Below are 16,061 nucleotides of genomic sequence, written 5' to 3'. Positions count from 1 at the left end.
TTATTGATATTTTTTATTTTATAAGAATAGAATAAATGTTCTGTGGCAATATTTACATATATAGGAGGGAACATGAATAAGGAAAGCTTAATCGAGGTTGTTGATTTAAATATAGCAAGAAAAATTACTTTAAAGCAAGCAAAAAAATATGAAATTATCCCGCTATATGAGAGTGAAGGTAAAATCTTTGTAGGAACTATTGAGGAAAATGAAAAAGGAAAAGAATATTTGCAATTTTTACTACAAAAAGATTTGAGGTTTATAGAAATTAGTAGAGAAGAATTGGCGGGATTAACTGAGATTTTATTAGATTATGACTATGAAGATATAGAGCAAAAAATATTTGGAGAAGCAATAAAAATGAAGGTAAGTGATATACATTTTGAACCTGTTAAAAGTTCTGTAAATATCAGATTTAGAATAAATGGATCATTAGTTCTAGTTAGAAAGCTAATGATGAATGAGTACGGGAAAATACTTTCTAGATTTAAAATTAAATCTAATATGGACATTACAGAAAAAAGAAAACCTCAGGATGGAAAGTTGTTTATGGAACATGAAGAGACAATTTACAATTGTAGATTATCATCAGTGCCAGTGATATATGGTGAAAAAATAGTTTTAAGAATATTATATGGTGAAAAGTATCTATCAAGCATAGAAAAGTTAAACTTTACGGAGAATCAGATAAAATCATTAAAGAAGATAATTGCTATTAAAACAGGTTTAATAATAGTAAATGGACCTACAGGAAGCGGTAAATCTACAACCTTATATTCCATAATTAATGAAATTAAAAGTGATAATATTAATATTACAACCCTAGAAGATCCTATAGAAATAGCTTTAGAAGGAATAAATCAAATTAATTTAAATAATAAGATAGGAATAACTTTTTCTACAGGGCTCCGAAGTGTTTTAAGGCAGGATCCAGATGTAATTATGGTAGGTGAAATAAGGGATGAAGAGACAGCAAAAATGGCTGTTAGAGCTTCGATTACTGGACATAAAGTATATTCAACTATACATACGAAATCTCCCCGTGAAGTATTTTTAAGATTAGAAGAAATGGGGGTTGAACCTTATTTAATAAGAGCTTCTTTAGGTGGAATCATATCTCAAAGGCTGATTAGAATAATATGCAATGAATGTAAGAGAAAAATAGGAGAAGTAAATATAGATTCTAATATAGTACCAATTTTTGAGAAGACAGGGTGCAAAGCTTGCAATAGAACAGGCTTTGTTGGCAGAACCTTAATATCGGCTGTACATTACTTAGATAAAGAACTGAAAGAAAGTACTAAAAATATATATGAAGATGAAAATATATTATCCAACAGCGAAATGGTAGTAGTATTGAAAAAACTATTAATAAGTGAAAGTATAGACTATTATGATTATTTGCAATTTATAGAGGGGGAAGATCTAAATGAAGGAGAATTACAGAGAACTATCAATTATTGCAGAAAACCTAGCTAATTTATATGAAGATGGTATATCTATGGATTTATCTTTTGAATTGTTATCAGAATTGCATTTTAGTAAGAATTATAAAAATAGCCTTAAAGAAATTAAAGTGAAAATTCTAAAAGGGTATTCACTAGCTGAAGTATTTGGTGAATATAGCAATTTATATCCGGTTCTCTTTGTGGGGATTATTTCAATAGGAGAAAATAGTGGAGAACTTAATAAATGTTTAAGGAGTATTAGTAAATACTATTATGAAATAGATAAGGTTAAGAGAAATATCAAAGCAGAGTTAAGATATCCCTTGATTATTTTTATATCATTAATGCTATTATCGATAAGTGCTTTTTTTATCATTATTCCTAATATATATGAAACATTCAGTTCAATAAGTAGTAAGGTGCCAAAGATTATTAAAGCGTGCTATGATGCAAGTGATTGGATTTGTAATAATCCTATAATAAGTTTTGTAGCACTTCTCTCTTGGAGTATAGTGATATATTTATTAGGAAAAAGTTTGGGGAATAGGGTAAAAAGCCATTGGAGCAGTATTTTTTTGAAAATAAAATACATCAGAGATTATTATGAGTACATGTTTATTTTGTTGTTAACAGTCATTTTATCTAGTGGCATTCAGTTAACAAAAGGAATAGAATTGTGCATTGATTCAGTGAATATTAAGATTATAAGAAATGCCCTATGTGATATAAATGAAGAGATATTAAAAGGTAGTGAGTTAAATAGAGCAATTAAAGATATTTCTTTCTTATCTAAATATACATATTCAATGATATATTTAGGAGAAAGAAGCGGAAACTTAACAGATGTTTTGAATAAGACTCAAGAAAGATTAGAAAATTCTATAACAGAGAAAATGAAGAGAGTAGTAACATTTATTTCGCCTTTGTTTATAGGGTTAATGTCATTACTAATATTACTTTTTATAGTCAGTTTCATTATGCCATTGATTGATATGGTCTATTCTGGATATATGTAAATGAAAAAAAGAGGATTTACATTAATTGAAATAATAGCAGTTATTGGAGTGTTATCTGTTATTTTTAGTATAGGTATAGCTAGTATAAGACAATTTAAAACACGTTACAAACAAATTGAAATAAGTAATTTCCTTTATGAGACCATTGATATGATAAGTTACGGAAAAAGTTATTGTGCAAGTAATGATTTATCTGGAAATGTTAAGTTGATTAATAATAATGATTATTTGCAGGTATATTTAATAGCTGATAATAAAGTAATAAAAAATATAAAGATTAAAGAAGTTTTAAGAATTAAGCCTTTTGATAATGAAGAAGAAATAAGAAATATAAATCTTAGGATTAATGAATTTGGATATGTAGAACCTACTACAATAAAGTTTATTAATGAAAAATTAGAAGAATTTATAATTACAGTACAAGTTGGTGGTAATGTAATTCTAGTAAAGGAAGGAGGGAGTTAAAGTAAAAAGCAAAGGTAGTCTGATGATAGAAGTTGTTATATCTTTAGGGATATTAGGTATTTGTATAATTATTTTAGCAAATATAGTTAAGGGATTCATTAATTCAAATGAAACTCGTTTAATTAAGTATAATGTTAATGAAACACTTTATGCAATTTGTAGTGAAGTTAAATATAATGTTGCTTATGAAGATATAAGGGATGAAATTAAAAATAACAAGTTAACGTTTCTATATAATGAAGAATTTTTATCTCTTCTTCCTAATACTAAATTGCTTTTTATGAATAAGAATGCTAAAGATGATGAAAAAATTGAATTAGAATTAATTGAGGATAATGGAGAGTATATGAAGATAAATATTAAGATTATATATAAAGATATTAAGGAAGAACAAATTATTTTCAAAGCTCCTTGGATGGAGTATGTTTAGGAAAAATAACGGATTTACACTGATTGAATGCGTTGTATATATGTTTTTATCCATGTTAATTATGATTATTGGATTTAAACTTTTGGTTACATGTACTAGTGTATATTTTGAAACCGTTAAAAAAAGTCTTGGTTTAAATTCTATTGATGGAAGCTTTTTAGATATTGATAGGTTTTTAAGAGATACTGGAGTGCAGAAGATAAGTAGTGAGGATAACAAAATAATAATATATAGAGGGGATAAAAGTAACATATTCGAAATACAGGAAATATTGAAATTCGAGAATAATTTAATAATTAAATATTATGATATAAGGAATTTTAATAGATACACAACTAGGAATACAATAATTTCTAATATAGATGATTTTAAAGTTAAAATTAAAGGAAGATTAATTTATATAAACATAAGTAAAGGAGGAACTGAATATAGAAAGTGTCTATAAAAATAGAGGGTATGTTCTTATCAATATTCTATTAATATTAATGATTATTTCTTTGATAGGGCTTATATGTAATAAGGTAGTTATAAATAATATAATGCATAAGTCTTTAGAGAATAAAAAAGAAGATCTATATAATTCTGAGGATTTTGAAAAAATATTATGTCTATTAAATAAATATTCAAAGGAAAATAGAGAAAATATAAATGAATTAAGAAAAAAAGGAACTGAACAGTATATAAACTTTGGGATGAATTTAGGGTATAAAAAAGAAATAGATAAGTTTTACTTGATATATACGGATAAAGGATTTAGACAAGAAAAAATTTTAAGGTATAAAGATGTGGGGAGTAAAGTAGTATTATTACCTTTAGCAGAGAAATATATGAATGAGGAGAGTAAAATTGAAAGAAAGTATAGTTTTAATTAGTAGAAATATATTGATTTACAATAAAATTAGTTATGACTATAAATCATTTTATGAAAAAATAAAATTGCTCAAGAAAAGATATATAGTAGTGTTGGATGAGGATATTTACATTAAAAAAGTTAGTACTAATTTAAAAGATTTAGTTAATATAGATATTGAAAAAATTAAAGAAGAATCCTTTGGGAGAGATGAAGAGTATCTTATGGATTATAAAGTGTGTAAGAAAGCAGGTATTCTTTATATATACTCGATAAAGGGTGGTATAAGAATTTCTAAGTTATGTGATGGTGCAAATAGAGTTAAAATTATCCCAATTCAAATGTATATGATGGAAAAAATAAGAAGAAAAATTAAGAAAAAGTCTTATATATGCATTTTTAGTTATAATGAAATTTATTACTATAATTTAATTTTAGATGGATTTCTTGAGGAGGCGCATGTGTTTAATGATTTAGAAAACTTAATGAAAAAATTAGTAAGTATTGAAACATGTGATGTAATTTATGTTGAAAGCGGTATTAAAAAAATAAATCTATCAGATAAAATAAAAGCTAGAGAAGTCAAGTTAGGAGGAATCTTCAGTGAAAAAGTATTTGTATAATAAAGATTTCTTGCCTAGAAGCTTTGTAACTAAAAAAAATAAATATATAAATTTTGTGAGTAAAAGAGACAGTATTATCATAACTGCAATAGCATTAATGTTACTCCCGATATCTATGAGTAATATTAAATATTATTTTAGAGAAAATAAACCTGTTATTAAGAATAGTGATTTAGATGAAAACTTGGAAAATAAAAGATTAAAAAATTGGTTGGAAATTACAAATGATTGTTTTCAAGGAAATTTTACATCTTATGAAGGTAATATATACGTTTATAACAAAGACGATTTGGAGAAGGTTTTGCAAAATGAAAAAATTGTTATAAATACAATGGAGGATTTAGGTGAAAATAAATATAGGTTACAAGTTATTCAAGAAGATAATAAATAGAAAATGTTATTTATTCCTATTGACTATTTTTGTTGTATTTGAGATGCTAACTTTTTTAAAAGAAAACAAAAGAGAAGAAGATGTTGAAAATTCAATTACATATGAAAAGAATGAAATTAAACTGAGAGATGTAATAAAAGAGTTAAAAGAAAATGATATTACTTTTTTAGCTGCTAAGAAGGAAAGCGAGGGTTATAAGATAGAAGTTAAAATAGAAGGAACAAAGGAATGGGCTATGGAAAAAATAAATATTTTAAACAATTATAATATAGTTGATTATAGCATCAATTTTGATGAAAAGAATATTGAGGGAAGATTAACGCTTAATTATACACAAAAGGTGAATTTTAGGGAAACTAAAGATAAATAATTGCATTTATCTTTTTCATCTGATAAAATAATATTGTTATGCGACTAGAAGAATAAACAAATTAGAGTACCACGCTAATTCGTGGTATTTATTATGAAACTTATACATTTTGGAGGGATATTACTATGATATCAGCAGGAGATTTAAGAAAAGGTACAACTTTTGAGAACGAAGGACAAGTTTATACAGTTTTAGACTTTTTACATGTAAAACCAGGTAAAGGGGCAGCTTTTGTAAGAACTAAACTTAGAAATGTTATTTCTGGTTCAGTTACAGATACAACATTTAATCCATCAGCTAAATTCCAAGAAGCAGTAATAGAGAGAAAAGAAATGCAATATCTTTATTCAGATGGAGAACTTTATTATTTTATGGATCAAGAGACATTTGAACAAATTCCACTAAACCACGAAAAGGTTGAAGATGCAATAAAGTTTTTAAAAGAAAATATGTTTGCTATAATCAAATTCTACAAAGGAGATGCTTTCTCAGTTGAAGCACCAAATTTTGTTGAATTATTAATAACAGAATGTGAACCAGGTGTAAAGGGAAATACTGCAACAAATGCTTTAAAACCAGCAACACTTGAAACAGGAGCAGTAGTTAACGTTCCAATGTTCGTCAATGAAGGTGATGTAATAAGAGTAGATACAAGAACTGGCGAATATATGGAAAGAGTTTAATAGACTAAAAATTGCTAAGTTATTGAACTTAGCAATTTTTAATCTAATAAGGATGTGTTTGTTATGAAAGAAATAAAAAGGCAGATAGAAGATTTAAACATTAAAATTTCTCAAATACAAGATGAGCAGTATAAAGAGTTTTTTGAGAGAGTATCGGGTGTTTTAGAAGGATTATCAGCTAAGGTTCAAGAAATAATGGTTAATGAAACTGTCCTAGCAGAGAATTTTAAATATATGGATGATGATATATCAAATCTTCAAGAGGAACTTTTTCAAGAAGTAACATTAGAAGAATTAGATGAAATTGAAGAAGAATATAGAGAAGTTAGCTGTAAGAATTGTGGTAAAACTATCTTCATAGAAACATCAGCGTTATCGGAAAAACATGAAATTCCGTGTCCATATTGTAATGAAAATATAATATAGTTTTTAAAGAGTTGTCTTTCTAATGATGGTAGAGATTATTAGAAAGACAACTTTTTTGTATAGAAATTTAAATTCTGTTTTACATATTTTTTTCTGATACTGTAATAATTCCATTGTAAGTTAAATAAAGATTAAATATAGGGGACTTATAGAGGAGGAAGTGGTTGATGAATGATGAGGTGAAAAATATATTTCCAGAAAATATAGCTAATTATTTAGATAATTTTCTTAAAGATATAACATTACAAGAAATAAGGATTAGAATTGGTAAACCTATTATAGTAGTATATTCAAAAGGTGAATCAGTGCTAAATTATATAATATCTAGAGAAGAGGTAAAATATATTCTTCAAAGAATTTCGAATTATTCTTTATATGCCTATGAAGAAGAGATAAAGCAAGGATTTATAACAATAAAAGGAGGACATAGGGTAGGGCTTGCAGGTGAATGTGTTATGGAAGAAGAAAAAATCAAGACTATAAGAAATATTTCATCCTTAAATATTCGTATTTGTAGAGAAATAATTGGATGTTCAAAAGAGATAATGAAATATATTTATAAAGAAGGGCGTGTTTTCAATACTATAATTATTTCGCCGCCCAAATGTGGAAAGACTACAATTTTGAGAGATGTAACAAGAAGTTTATCTGATAATGGAAAGAAAATATCAATAATAGATGAAAGAAGTGAAATTGCAGCTTGTTATTTAGGGGTACCTCAAATGAAAGTTGGTATCAGAACAGATGTATTAGACAATTGTTTGAAAAGTGAAGGTATGATAATGGCAATAAGATCTCTTTCTCCAGAAGTATTAATATGTGATGAAATTGGTACTTCAAGAGATATTGAATCACTTCATATGGCATTTAATTCAGGAGTTAATATTATTGTGACTTTACATGGATATAGTATTGAGGATATATATAATAGGAAAGTATTTGAAACTATAATTTCAAATAATATTTTAGAAAGGGTAGTAGTTTTAGGCAATAGTAAAGGTGTAGGTACTATAGAAAAAATTTATTCTATAGAAAATGGGGGTGAAAAGAAATGTTTAAGATAATGCTTATAATAGTGATTTTAATTTTTTGTACCTCTGTTGGATATATATATGGTGAAAGCTTTAGAAAACGATACGTTATTTTGAAAGAGAGCTATAAATGTATAACTATACTTCAAAATGAAGTAGTATTTAATAACACCCCTCTTCCAGAAGCATTTATGGATGTAGCTAGTAAAACCAAAGAGCCTATGAATGTACTTTTAAATAGAGTTTCAGAAAAATTAAGCAAAGGAACAGAATGTGATGTTTATTCTGCATTTAAAAGTGAATTTACAAGTTTAGAAAATGATTTTTTCTTTGCGAGGGAGGATAAAAGTGTACTTGAGGATTTTGTGAGATCATTAGGTGAATCAGGAGTATATGGACAAGAAAAAATCTTTAAGTTATCTCTTGAAAACTTGAAAATTAATATAGAGGAAGCTTATGAATTAGGAAAAAAAAACACCAAACTTTATAGATATCTTGGAATCTGTATCGGAGTTATGATATCCATATTATTGTTGTAATAGAGGGGGAGAATAATGCTAGATTTGAGTATACTATTTAAAATTGCTGGAGCAGGGATTATTTTAGTTATTTTAGATAAGGTGTTAACTAGTAGCGGAAAGTCAGAAATAGCAGCTATTGCGAATATAGCAGGTATTGTAATTATACTAATTATGGTTATTTCTCTAATAAGTAATTTGTTTAATACAGTTAAGACTATGTTCTTATTTTAGGTGGCCATATGTTGATACTTAAAGTTATATCTTTTGTTCTAATTGCTTTGTTTTTATATTTATTTTTTAAAGATAAAAGATCAGATTTAGCTATATTAGTTATGCTAGCAGCAGGAATTTTAGTATTTATATTTTGCTTAACAGAACTTTCGCAGGTAATAAATTTTTTAAAAAGTATAGCAGAAAAAGCTGGTTTTGATATAGTTTATTTAGGTATAGTTTTGAAAATTTTAGCAATAGCTTATCTAGCTTCTTTTGGAAGTGAAATATGTAAAGATGCTGGAGCTTCTAGCTTAGCTTCGAAAGTGGAGTTTTCTGGAAAAATATTTATATTAGTACTTGCTATACCAATTTTGATGGCAGTACTAGATTCAATATTACAGATTTTGTAGAGGTAAATTATGAAGATAGTTAAAAGACTAATGATTTTAATAGTAGTAAACCTTATTATTATTTCGTTTAAACCTATAAATGTTTATAGTGAAGAAAAGCCTGTTGAAAATCAAACGGAAGATAGAAGCAAGTTATTAGATGAAAGTACAAAAGAAGATTTAAATAAACTATATGATTATATAAATAAAAGAAAAACAGATGTAGAGCTAATGAATGAATTAGATCCTATAGAATATGTTAAAAGTTATATAAAAGATGGCAAAGGTAATATTTCGATTGAAAAGGTTTGGAAAGCTCTTGTTAGTTTATTGTTTAAAGAAGTTAGAAGTGTGCTAAAGTTAGCAGTTTCGTTAATTGCAATAGCTATTATATGCGCTTTATTGAATAACTTGCAAGATGCTTTTAATAGTAAAAGTATATCTCAAATAGCATTTTATGCATGTTATGCTGTTTTAGTTATGGTTCTTTCTAAGAGTTTTATAATATCAATTTCGGTAGCTAAAGATGTCATTAACGACGTTTCAGATTTTATGGCAGCTATGTTACCAGTGCTAGTAACCATGATTAGCCTAGCAGGAGGAATTGTACAAGCTACTACGATTGATCCGATAGTAATGGGGGCTGTAGTAATTATACCAAGAATTTATACAATCCTCATAATTCCTTTAATTTTAATAGGGTTTGTATTGCAATTTTCAAATAATCTTTCGGAGGAACATAAAATAGATAACTTGTGTAAGCTTGTTAAACAGTCGACCATATGGATACAAGGAATAATTATAACTATTTTTATTGGGTTGCTAACTATTAGAGGAATAACTTCAACTACAATTGATGCGGTAACTCTAAAGACAACAAAATTTGCTGTTGATAACTTTGTGCCAATAGTTGGAAAAGCTTTTTCGGACGCTATAACAGCTGTGGCGGGTTATTCATTAATAATTAAAAATGCAATAAGTAGTATTGGACTTGCAGTAATTATATTAATTATACTTTATCCAATAATTAAGATAGTATTAATGGTTTTAATATATAAGTTATCATCTGCTGTAGTTGAGCCAATAAGTGATAGAAGAATAACAAGTACTATAGCTGCAGCAGGGGATTCTTTAGTTTTGCTATTATCATCTGTCCTTAGTGTAAGTTTAATGTTTTTTGTTTTACTTGCAATAATGGCGTCTGCGGGAAAATTTATAGTTGGAGGATAGGGTAATGGAATTAATTAAAAATTTTGTAGTTACGCTTGTCACAACTTTAATTTTTATTACTGCTATTGAGCTAATAGGTCCTGATAATAGTATGAAAAAATATTTAAAGTTTGTTTTAGGATTAATTTTGATAGCTGTTATATTAAATCCAATAATTAATTTTTTTAGCAAAGGAGAAACTGTTTTAACAGAAGTAATAGGAAAGTATTCTAAAGAGGTAACAAAGGATATAAATGATAAGAAAAAAACAGAAGATAACAATAAGATACGTGAGGAGAGCTTTAAAAATAATTTTAATAGGAATTGTGAGAGTCTATTAAATAAGGAGTTTAATAATTTCAATTTTGTCAGTGCTGTGGAATGCAAAGTGGATTTTACCGATGTGAATTTTAAGATTATTAAATTAAGGATTGGGGTGCAGAAAAAGGGAATAAAAAAGGTGGAAAAGGTAGAACTGGGTAAAGAACATAAAGAAGAAAAATCAGAAGACAATACACAAAAAGAAATAAAAAGATTTTTAAGCAAGGAATTAGACTTGGAAGAAGATAAAATTGAAGTGCATTATAGGTAAAAGGAGGTATAGAATGGATAAAGATAAGATATTTAATGAATTAAAAAAAATACTTAAAGACAAAAAAGTAAGTAATTCGTTAGCAGTGTTGTTGATATTAGCCTTTGTTCTTATTGCTATTAATATTTTGCTACCTAAATTTATAACAACTGGAACAAGCAAAAATCAAAATGAAGTAAAAACTGTTGCAGATGAAACTGTTAGTGGTGCTACTAAAAATTATGAAGAAGAACAAAAGAAGGAATTAATTAATATATTGAAAAAGATTCAAGGTACTGGAAATGTTGATTGTATGATAACTTTTGAAAGTGGAGAAGTAAAAGTACCAGCTTATGATATTGATAAGCAAAATAATACTACAGAAGAAACAGATAAAGATGGCGGCAAGAGAGTTAATAAACAGCAAAACGATAGTAGTAAAGTGGTTATGTCATCGAAAAACGGTGATAATGAACCTTTTATTTTGGAGAATTATAAGCCAAAAGTAATTGGAGTGTTGGTAGTAGCTGAAGGCGCCAAAAATAGTAAAGTAAAAAGTGATATAGAAAAAGCAGTGGAGAATTTGTATGGTCTCCCTGCCAATAAGGTTAATGTATATACTATGAATTAATAGCATATAATTCAATAGAAAATAGATGGGAGGAGTGACAATATGACTAAAAAACAATTAGGGATAATATGTACATTATTAGCTCTTATAGTTTGTACTGCATTACTTGCAGCAAAATTGAATAATGGAGGACTTAATGATCCAAGTGACTTAAGTACAGTTCTATCAACAGAAGATAAAAATCAATCAGATAAGGAAGATAAAAAGGATACAGAGACTCTAAGTCAAACAGATTTTTTCTTGGATGCAAGAAGTGAAAGGGAACAAAAGGATGCAGCTACAATACAAAGTTTAAAATCTATATCTGAAAATGCCAATACAACTTCAGAACAAAAGGCAAGTGCGACAAGTGAATTACAGAAGGTAACAATAAAACAAGATAAACAGAAGACTATAGAATTAAACTTGAAGAATAAAGGTTATGATGATGCTTTGTGTGAAATTTCAAATGATCAAAAGAAGGCAAACGTTATAGTTAAAACTGCCAATAGTGTTAGTGAAAAAGAAGGAGCAGAAATCCAAGAAATAGTACAAAATGCTGCTAATATTAAAGAAGTTTCTATAGAAGTAAAAAAATAAATCCGTTGTAATATAAAAGTGTATTTGATATAATTAACCTAAGATTAGTCAGTTTTGTGTATCAAGACTTAGGAGGCGAATTAAAGGATGCAAGAATATAATGGCGAAGAAAATGTAGGAGTTGTAAAAATATCCGATGAAGTTGTAAGCGTTATAGCTGGTATAGCAGCAGAAGAGATAAAAGGAGTTATGGGATTCCAACAAGGGGTTTCAGGTAACATATCACAAATATTTAAGGGGAAGAAATCAGCAGGGAAGGCAGTTAAGGTAACCCTAGAAGAAGATAGAGCAACCATAGAATTAGCTCTTTCAGTTGAATATGGTGTTAAGATAATGGAAGTTGTAGCTGAGGTTCAAGAAAATGTAAAGAGGACTGTTGAAGCTATGACTGGATTAGTAGTTGATGGAGTAAATGTTTATGTTCAAAACATTTATCTTTCAAAAGTAGAAGAAACTGAGAACTAATAAAAAACCTCTGCCAAGGCAGAGGTTTTTTATGTTTAAATAGCTAGGTATATTTTTTTGTGGTAAGGATGCAGTCCTTGTGTTAAAATATAGAAAGCTGTTTATTAAGTTTTTATAATGTATATAATAATAGATAGTAAAGTTATAATTTTTGATATGCTAAGTAAAATTTATTTTATAAATTTTGGAGGAAATAATGAGTAGAAAAAAATCGAGAGAAAAAGCAATGGAATTGGCATTTGGAATGGAAATAAGCAAAGATACAACAAATGAGGCCTTGGAAACTTTTGTGGACAATTTTGAAGGGGATAATTTAAAAGATTTAGATTTACAATATATTAGAGAAATTCTTGAAGGAATAGATAATAATAAGGTTCAAATAGATTCAATAATTGAACAAAATCTTCAAAATTGGAAGATAGAAAGAATAGCTAAGATTAATTTAACAATTTTAAGACTTGCAATATTTGAAATGAAATATGTAGATGACGTGCCAGGAAGAGTTGCATTAAATGAAGGGTTGGAATTAGCTAAAAGATATTCTGATGATAAGAGTGTTTCGTTTATAAATGCAGTTCTTGATAAAGTGCTTAAGAATCTTTAGGAGGATTAATTATGGGGCAAATTATTAATGGTAAAGAGATAGCAGCCAATATTAAGGAAGAAATAAAATCTTTTGTAGAGAATAGGGCTGAAAATAATAAAAGAATTCCTAAAATTGCATCTATATTAGTAGGTAATGATGGAGGATCTATCTATTATATGAATAATCAAGAAAAGGTAGCTACTTCATTAGGATTATTATTTAAAAAGGTAATATTAGAAGATAGTATTAAAGAGGATAACTTAATAGATGAGATACATAAATTAAATAACGATATGAATGTAGATGGAATAATACTTCAATTGCCATTACCAAAACATATAGATGAAAAGAAAGTTGTTGCTGAAATATCGCCTGAAAAGGATATTGACTGTTTGACAGTAGAATCTCAAGGTAAGCTTTATATGGGGGAGGCAGGATTCTTGCCTTGTACTCCAAATTCTGTACTAACTCTTCTAAAAAGTTTAAAAATGTCTTTAGAAGGTAAAGAAGTAGTAGTTTTAGGTAGAAGCAATATTGTAGGAAAACCTGCGGCACAATTGCTTTTGAATGAAAATTCCACAGTTACAATATGTCATTCTAGAACTGTAAACCTAAAGGAAGTTTGCAAAAGGGCTGATATTTTAGTGGTAGCGATAGGAAAACCTAGGTTTGTAGATGAAACTTTTATAAAGGATGGGGCTATTGTAATTGATGTTGGAACGTCATCGGTAGAAGGAAAGATTACTGGAGATGTGGATTTTGATAAGGTTATTAATAAAGCATCTTTTGTTACTCCAGTACCGGGGGGAGTTGGAGCTTTAACAACAACACTATTAATAAAAAACGCGTGTGAGGCTTTGAAAAATAATGAAAATTAAAACTTTATCCGTTAGTGAGGTTAATAATTACTTAAAAAAAATAATTGATAATGACTTTATACTAAATAATCTCTCTGTAAAAGGAGAGATTTCTAATTTAAAATATCACACTAGTGGGCATATTTATTTTTCACTTAAAGATGAAGCTGGAAAAGTAAATTGTGTCATGTTTAGGAATAGAGTAGAATTTTTGAATTTTAGATTAGAAGAAGGTATGAGCGTAGTAATTCGTGGAAGAGCTTCTGTTTATACTGCAAATGGAAGCTTTCAATTATATTGTGATGAAATTGAAAAAGAGGGTTTAGGAGACCTGTTTGTTAAATTTGAAAAATTAAAGGATAGGCTTAGTAGAGAAGGATATTTTGACCTAGAAAATAAGAAAACTATACCATATATGCCACGAAGAATTGGTATTGTTACGTCTGAAACTGGAGCAGCAGTTAGAGATATAATAAATGTAGCAAGACGTAGAAATAATCTGGTTGACCTTGTATTATATCCTGCAAAGGTTCAAGGGGTAGGGGCGTATGAAACAGTTATAGATGGAATAGAGTATTTTAATAAGGTAAAGAGTGTGGATGTAATTATAATTGGAAGAGGTGGAGGGTCAATAGAGGAACTTTGGAACTTTAATGAAGAAGAGTTGGCTATGGCTATATTTAAATCCAAAATTCCAATTATATCAGCTGTCGGACATGAAGTGGATTATACTATTTCAGATTTTGTTTCTGATTTGAGAGCTGCAACACCATCACAAGGCGCTGAAATAGCAGTTCCTTTAGAGAGCGATATATATAAAAAATTAGAAGAGTCAAAAAAGTGGCTTGAAAATAATGTAGAAAACAAAATTAGAAGTGAAAAATTAAAGATAGAATCTCTAGAAAAAATACTTAAATTAAATTCGCCAATGAACAAGATAGTTAATAATTATATTGTTGTTGATAGATTAAAAGAGGCTTTAGAAAATAATGTTATTAACAAGATAAATATAGAAAAAGAAAGATTGAGGGGATTAAACAATTTATTGATAGCACATAATCCCGTGAACCTCCTTCAAAGAGGATATGCTATAATAGAAGATGATGCAAAAATCATAAATAGTGTAGAAAATTTGAAAGAAAAGAAAACAATAAAGATTATCTTAAAAGATGGAAAAGTAGAAGGTGATTTTACACCTAATATATAGGAGGACTTTATGGCTAAAAAAGAGAGTTATGAAGAAACATTAGTGAGACTCCAAGAAGTTTTGAAAAATCTTGAGGAAAATGAGTTGAATTTAGATGATTCCATAAAGGCTTATGAAGATGGAGTTAAACTAATAAATAAATTATATAAAACTTTAGGTACATTGGAAGGAAAATTGTCAGTGGTTAAAGATAGTAAAGAAGTGGAGTTTGAAGGAGAAGATGGAATTAGATAATTGTAAAAAGGAAATAGAAGAATATTTAAGCAGTTATTTTGAAGGTAAAGGAACATTTAATAAGCTAATTTATGATGCCTCAAGTTATAGTTTAAACTTAGGGGGAAAAAGAATAAGACCAATATTATTATTACTAAGTTATAATTTGTATAAGGAAGATTATAAAAGAGTATTGCCAATGGCAGGAGCTATAGAAATGATTCATACTTACTCATTAATTCATGACGATCTTCCAGCTATGGATAACGACGACTTGAGAAGAGGAAAGCCTACAAATCATAAAGTGTTTGGTGATGGTATAGCTACTTTGGCTGGAGATGCATTATTAAATGAAGCAATTATATGTATGTTAGATTTTTCATTAAAATACGGAGAAAGTGCATTGAAGGCATCAAGAGAAATAGCTGTTGCAGCTGGAGCAGAAGGAATGATAGGTGGTCAGGTTGTAGATATACTTAGTGAAAGCAAGGAAACTATATCAGAAGATGAATTAAACTATATGCATTCAAAAAAAACAGGAGAACTTATACGAAGTGCTATAGTAGCAGGCGCAATGCTAGCTGATGCACCTAAAGAAGATATAGAAAAGTTAAATGAATATGGGAAAAAACTTGGGTTAGCTTTTCAAATAAAAGATGATATTTTAGATATTGTTGGATCGGTTGAAAAGCTTGGGAAAAATGCACAGAAAGATATGAAGAAAAATAAGTGTAATTATGTTACCATGTATGGAATAGATAAATGTAAAGATTTATGTAGGGAGTTTACTTCTGAAGGAATTGAATTGTTAAATCAAATATCAGGAGATGCAACTTATATTAAAGAACTAACGTTTAATCTTTTAAATAGAGAAAACTAAAAAGAGG

The 16,061-nt window shown here is 28.1% G+C and carries 25 protein-coding genes; all 25 read left to right on the top strand.

Annotated features, from left to right (window positions below; genetic code table 11):
• Positions 1-72: 72 nt before the first annotated feature.
• The 25 genes from FAY47_RS00580 (at position 73) to FAY47_RS00460 (ending at position 16,054) form a co-directional block, all read left to right on the top strand.
• Positions 73-1,479, top strand: coding sequence for a GspE/PulE family protein (locus tag FAY47_RS00580; RefSeq protein WP_143314373.1), 1,407 nt, complete (start codon positions 73-75; stop codon positions 1,477-1,479).
• Positions 1,430-2,464, top strand: coding sequence for a type II secretion system F family protein (locus FAY47_RS00575; RefSeq protein WP_143314371.1), 1,035 nt, complete (start codon positions 1,430-1,432; stop codon positions 2,462-2,464). Before FAY47_RS00580 ends, FAY47_RS00575 begins: the two co-directional genes overlap by 50 nt.
• A complete protein-coding gene (locus FAY47_RS00570; protein WP_143314369.1) occupies positions 2,465-2,929 on the top strand; it encodes a type II secretion system protein in 465 nt (154 codons plus the stop codon).
• A gap of 22 nt (positions 2,930-2,951) precedes the next feature.
• A complete protein-coding gene (locus FAY47_RS00565) occupies positions 2,952-3,359 on the top strand; it encodes a hypothetical protein (RefSeq protein WP_143314368.1) in 408 nt (135 codons plus the stop codon).
• Positions 3,352-3,804, top strand: a complete 453-nt coding sequence (locus FAY47_RS00560) for a prepilin-type N-terminal cleavage/methylation domain-containing protein (protein WP_143314366.1) — start codon at positions 3,352-3,354, stop codon at positions 3,802-3,804. The genes FAY47_RS00565 and FAY47_RS00560 overlap by 8 nt, the downstream gene beginning before the upstream one ends.
• A gap of 40 nt (positions 3,805-3,844) precedes the next feature.
• Complete coding sequence (locus FAY47_RS00555) at positions 3,845-4,231, top strand: hypothetical protein (RefSeq protein ID WP_143314364.1); 387 nt, start codon at positions 3,845-3,847, stop codon at positions 4,229-4,231.
• Positions 4,206-4,832 carry a hypothetical protein gene (locus FAY47_RS00550; RefSeq protein WP_143314362.1) on the top strand — a complete coding sequence of 209 codons (627 nt, stop codon included), beginning with the start codon at positions 4,206-4,208 and terminating at the stop codon, positions 4,830-4,832. Before FAY47_RS00555 ends, FAY47_RS00550 begins: the two co-directional genes overlap by 26 nt.
• Positions 4,813-5,223: a hypothetical protein gene (locus FAY47_RS00545; RefSeq protein WP_143314360.1), complete on the top strand. Its 411-nt coding sequence runs from the start codon at positions 4,813-4,815 to the stop codon at positions 5,221-5,223. Before FAY47_RS00550 ends, FAY47_RS00545 begins: the two co-directional genes overlap by 20 nt.
• Positions 5,177-5,593 (top strand): hypothetical protein, encoded by a 417-nt coding sequence (locus FAY47_RS00540; RefSeq protein ID WP_143314358.1) that lies wholly within the window; start codon positions 5,177-5,179, stop codon positions 5,591-5,593. The genes FAY47_RS00545 and FAY47_RS00540 overlap by 47 nt, the downstream gene beginning before the upstream one ends.
• Positions 5,594-5,718: 125 nt before the next feature.
• The gene (gene efp, locus FAY47_RS00535) at positions 5,719-6,276 is read left to right on the top strand and encodes an elongation factor P (RefSeq protein ID WP_143314356.1); all 558 of its coding nucleotides are present in this window, start codon (positions 5,719-5,721) and stop codon (positions 6,274-6,276) included.
• Between the two features lie 63 nt (positions 6,277-6,339).
• Positions 6,340-6,702, top strand: coding sequence for a CD1247 N-terminal domain-containing protein (locus FAY47_RS00530; RefSeq protein ID WP_143314354.1), 363 nt, complete (start codon positions 6,340-6,342; stop codon positions 6,700-6,702).
• Positions 6,703-6,869: 167 nt separating this feature from the next.
• Positions 6,870-7,766, top strand: coding sequence for a stage III sporulation protein AA (gene spoIIIAA, locus FAY47_RS00525; protein ID WP_143314352.1), 897 nt, complete (start codon positions 6,870-6,872; stop codon positions 7,764-7,766).
• The gene (gene spoIIIAB, locus FAY47_RS00520; RefSeq protein ID WP_143314351.1) at positions 7,754-8,272 is read left to right on the top strand and encodes a stage III sporulation protein SpoIIIAB; all 519 of its coding nucleotides are present in this window, start codon (positions 7,754-7,756) and stop codon (positions 8,270-8,272) included. Before spoIIIAA ends, spoIIIAB begins: the two co-directional genes overlap by 13 nt.
• Positions 8,273-8,287: 15 nt before the next feature.
• A complete protein-coding gene (spoIIIAC, locus tag FAY47_RS00515) occupies positions 8,288-8,485 on the top strand; it encodes a stage III sporulation protein AC (RefSeq protein WP_143314349.1) in 198 nt (65 codons plus the stop codon).
• Positions 8,486-8,493: 8 nt separating this feature from the next.
• On the top strand, positions 8,494-8,877 hold the full coding sequence (gene spoIIIAD / locus FAY47_RS00510; RefSeq protein ID WP_143314347.1) for a stage III sporulation protein AD: 384 nt from the start codon (positions 8,494-8,496) through the stop codon (positions 8,875-8,877).
• A 9-nt stretch (positions 8,878-8,886) separates the two neighbouring features.
• Positions 8,887-10,086, top strand: coding sequence for a stage III sporulation protein AE (gene spoIIIAE / locus FAY47_RS00505; protein ID WP_143314345.1), 1,200 nt, complete (start codon positions 8,887-8,889; stop codon positions 10,084-10,086).
• A 4-nt stretch (positions 10,087-10,090) separates the two neighbouring features.
• A complete protein-coding gene (spoIIIAF, locus tag FAY47_RS00500; RefSeq protein WP_143314342.1) occupies positions 10,091-10,657 on the top strand; it encodes a stage III sporulation protein AF in 567 nt (188 codons plus the stop codon).
• A gap of 13 nt (positions 10,658-10,670) precedes the next feature.
• On the top strand, positions 10,671-11,267 hold the full coding sequence (spoIIIAG, locus tag FAY47_RS00495) for a stage III sporulation protein AG (protein WP_143314340.1): 597 nt from the start codon (positions 10,671-10,673) through the stop codon (positions 11,265-11,267).
• Between the two features lie 42 nt (positions 11,268-11,309).
• Positions 11,310-11,846: a SpoIIIAH-like family protein gene (locus FAY47_RS00490; RefSeq protein WP_143314339.1), complete on the top strand. Its 537-nt coding sequence runs from the start codon at positions 11,310-11,312 to the stop codon at positions 11,844-11,846.
• A gap of 87 nt (positions 11,847-11,933) precedes the next feature.
• Entirely contained in the window at positions 11,934-12,311 is a 378-nt protein-coding gene (locus FAY47_RS00485) for an Asp23/Gls24 family envelope stress response protein (protein WP_143314337.1), read from the top strand.
• A 196-nt stretch (positions 12,312-12,507) separates the two neighbouring features.
• A complete protein-coding gene (gene nusB, locus FAY47_RS00480) occupies positions 12,508-12,915 on the top strand; it encodes a transcription antitermination factor NusB (RefSeq protein WP_143314335.1) in 408 nt (135 codons plus the stop codon).
• Between the two features lie 11 nt (positions 12,916-12,926).
• Positions 12,927-13,775: a bifunctional methylenetetrahydrofolate dehydrogenase/methenyltetrahydrofolate cyclohydrolase gene (locus tag FAY47_RS00475; RefSeq protein WP_143314333.1), complete on the top strand. Its 849-nt coding sequence runs from the start codon at positions 12,927-12,929 to the stop codon at positions 13,773-13,775.
• The gene (gene xseA / locus FAY47_RS00470) at positions 13,765-14,961 is read left to right on the top strand and encodes an exodeoxyribonuclease VII large subunit (RefSeq protein WP_143314331.1); all 1,197 of its coding nucleotides are present in this window, start codon (positions 13,765-13,767) and stop codon (positions 14,959-14,961) included. Before FAY47_RS00475 ends, xseA begins: the two co-directional genes overlap by 11 nt.
• Positions 14,962-14,970: 9 nt before the next feature.
• On the top strand, positions 14,971-15,195 hold the full coding sequence (gene xseB, locus FAY47_RS00465) for an exodeoxyribonuclease VII small subunit (protein WP_143314329.1): 225 nt from the start codon (positions 14,971-14,973) through the stop codon (positions 15,193-15,195).
• Entirely contained in the window at positions 15,182-16,054 is an 873-nt protein-coding gene (locus tag FAY47_RS00460; RefSeq protein ID WP_143314327.1) for a polyprenyl synthetase family protein, read from the top strand. The genes xseB and FAY47_RS00460 overlap by 14 nt, the downstream gene beginning before the upstream one ends.
• Positions 16,055-16,061 lie beyond the last annotated feature (7 nt).

Origin of the sequence: Clostridium sp. HBUAS56017 (assembly GCF_007115085.1) — a bacterium.
GTDB lineage: Bacteria > Bacillota > Clostridia > Clostridiales > Clostridiaceae > Clostridium > Clostridium cibarium.
This window is presented reverse-complemented; position numbering and strand designations above follow the sequence as displayed.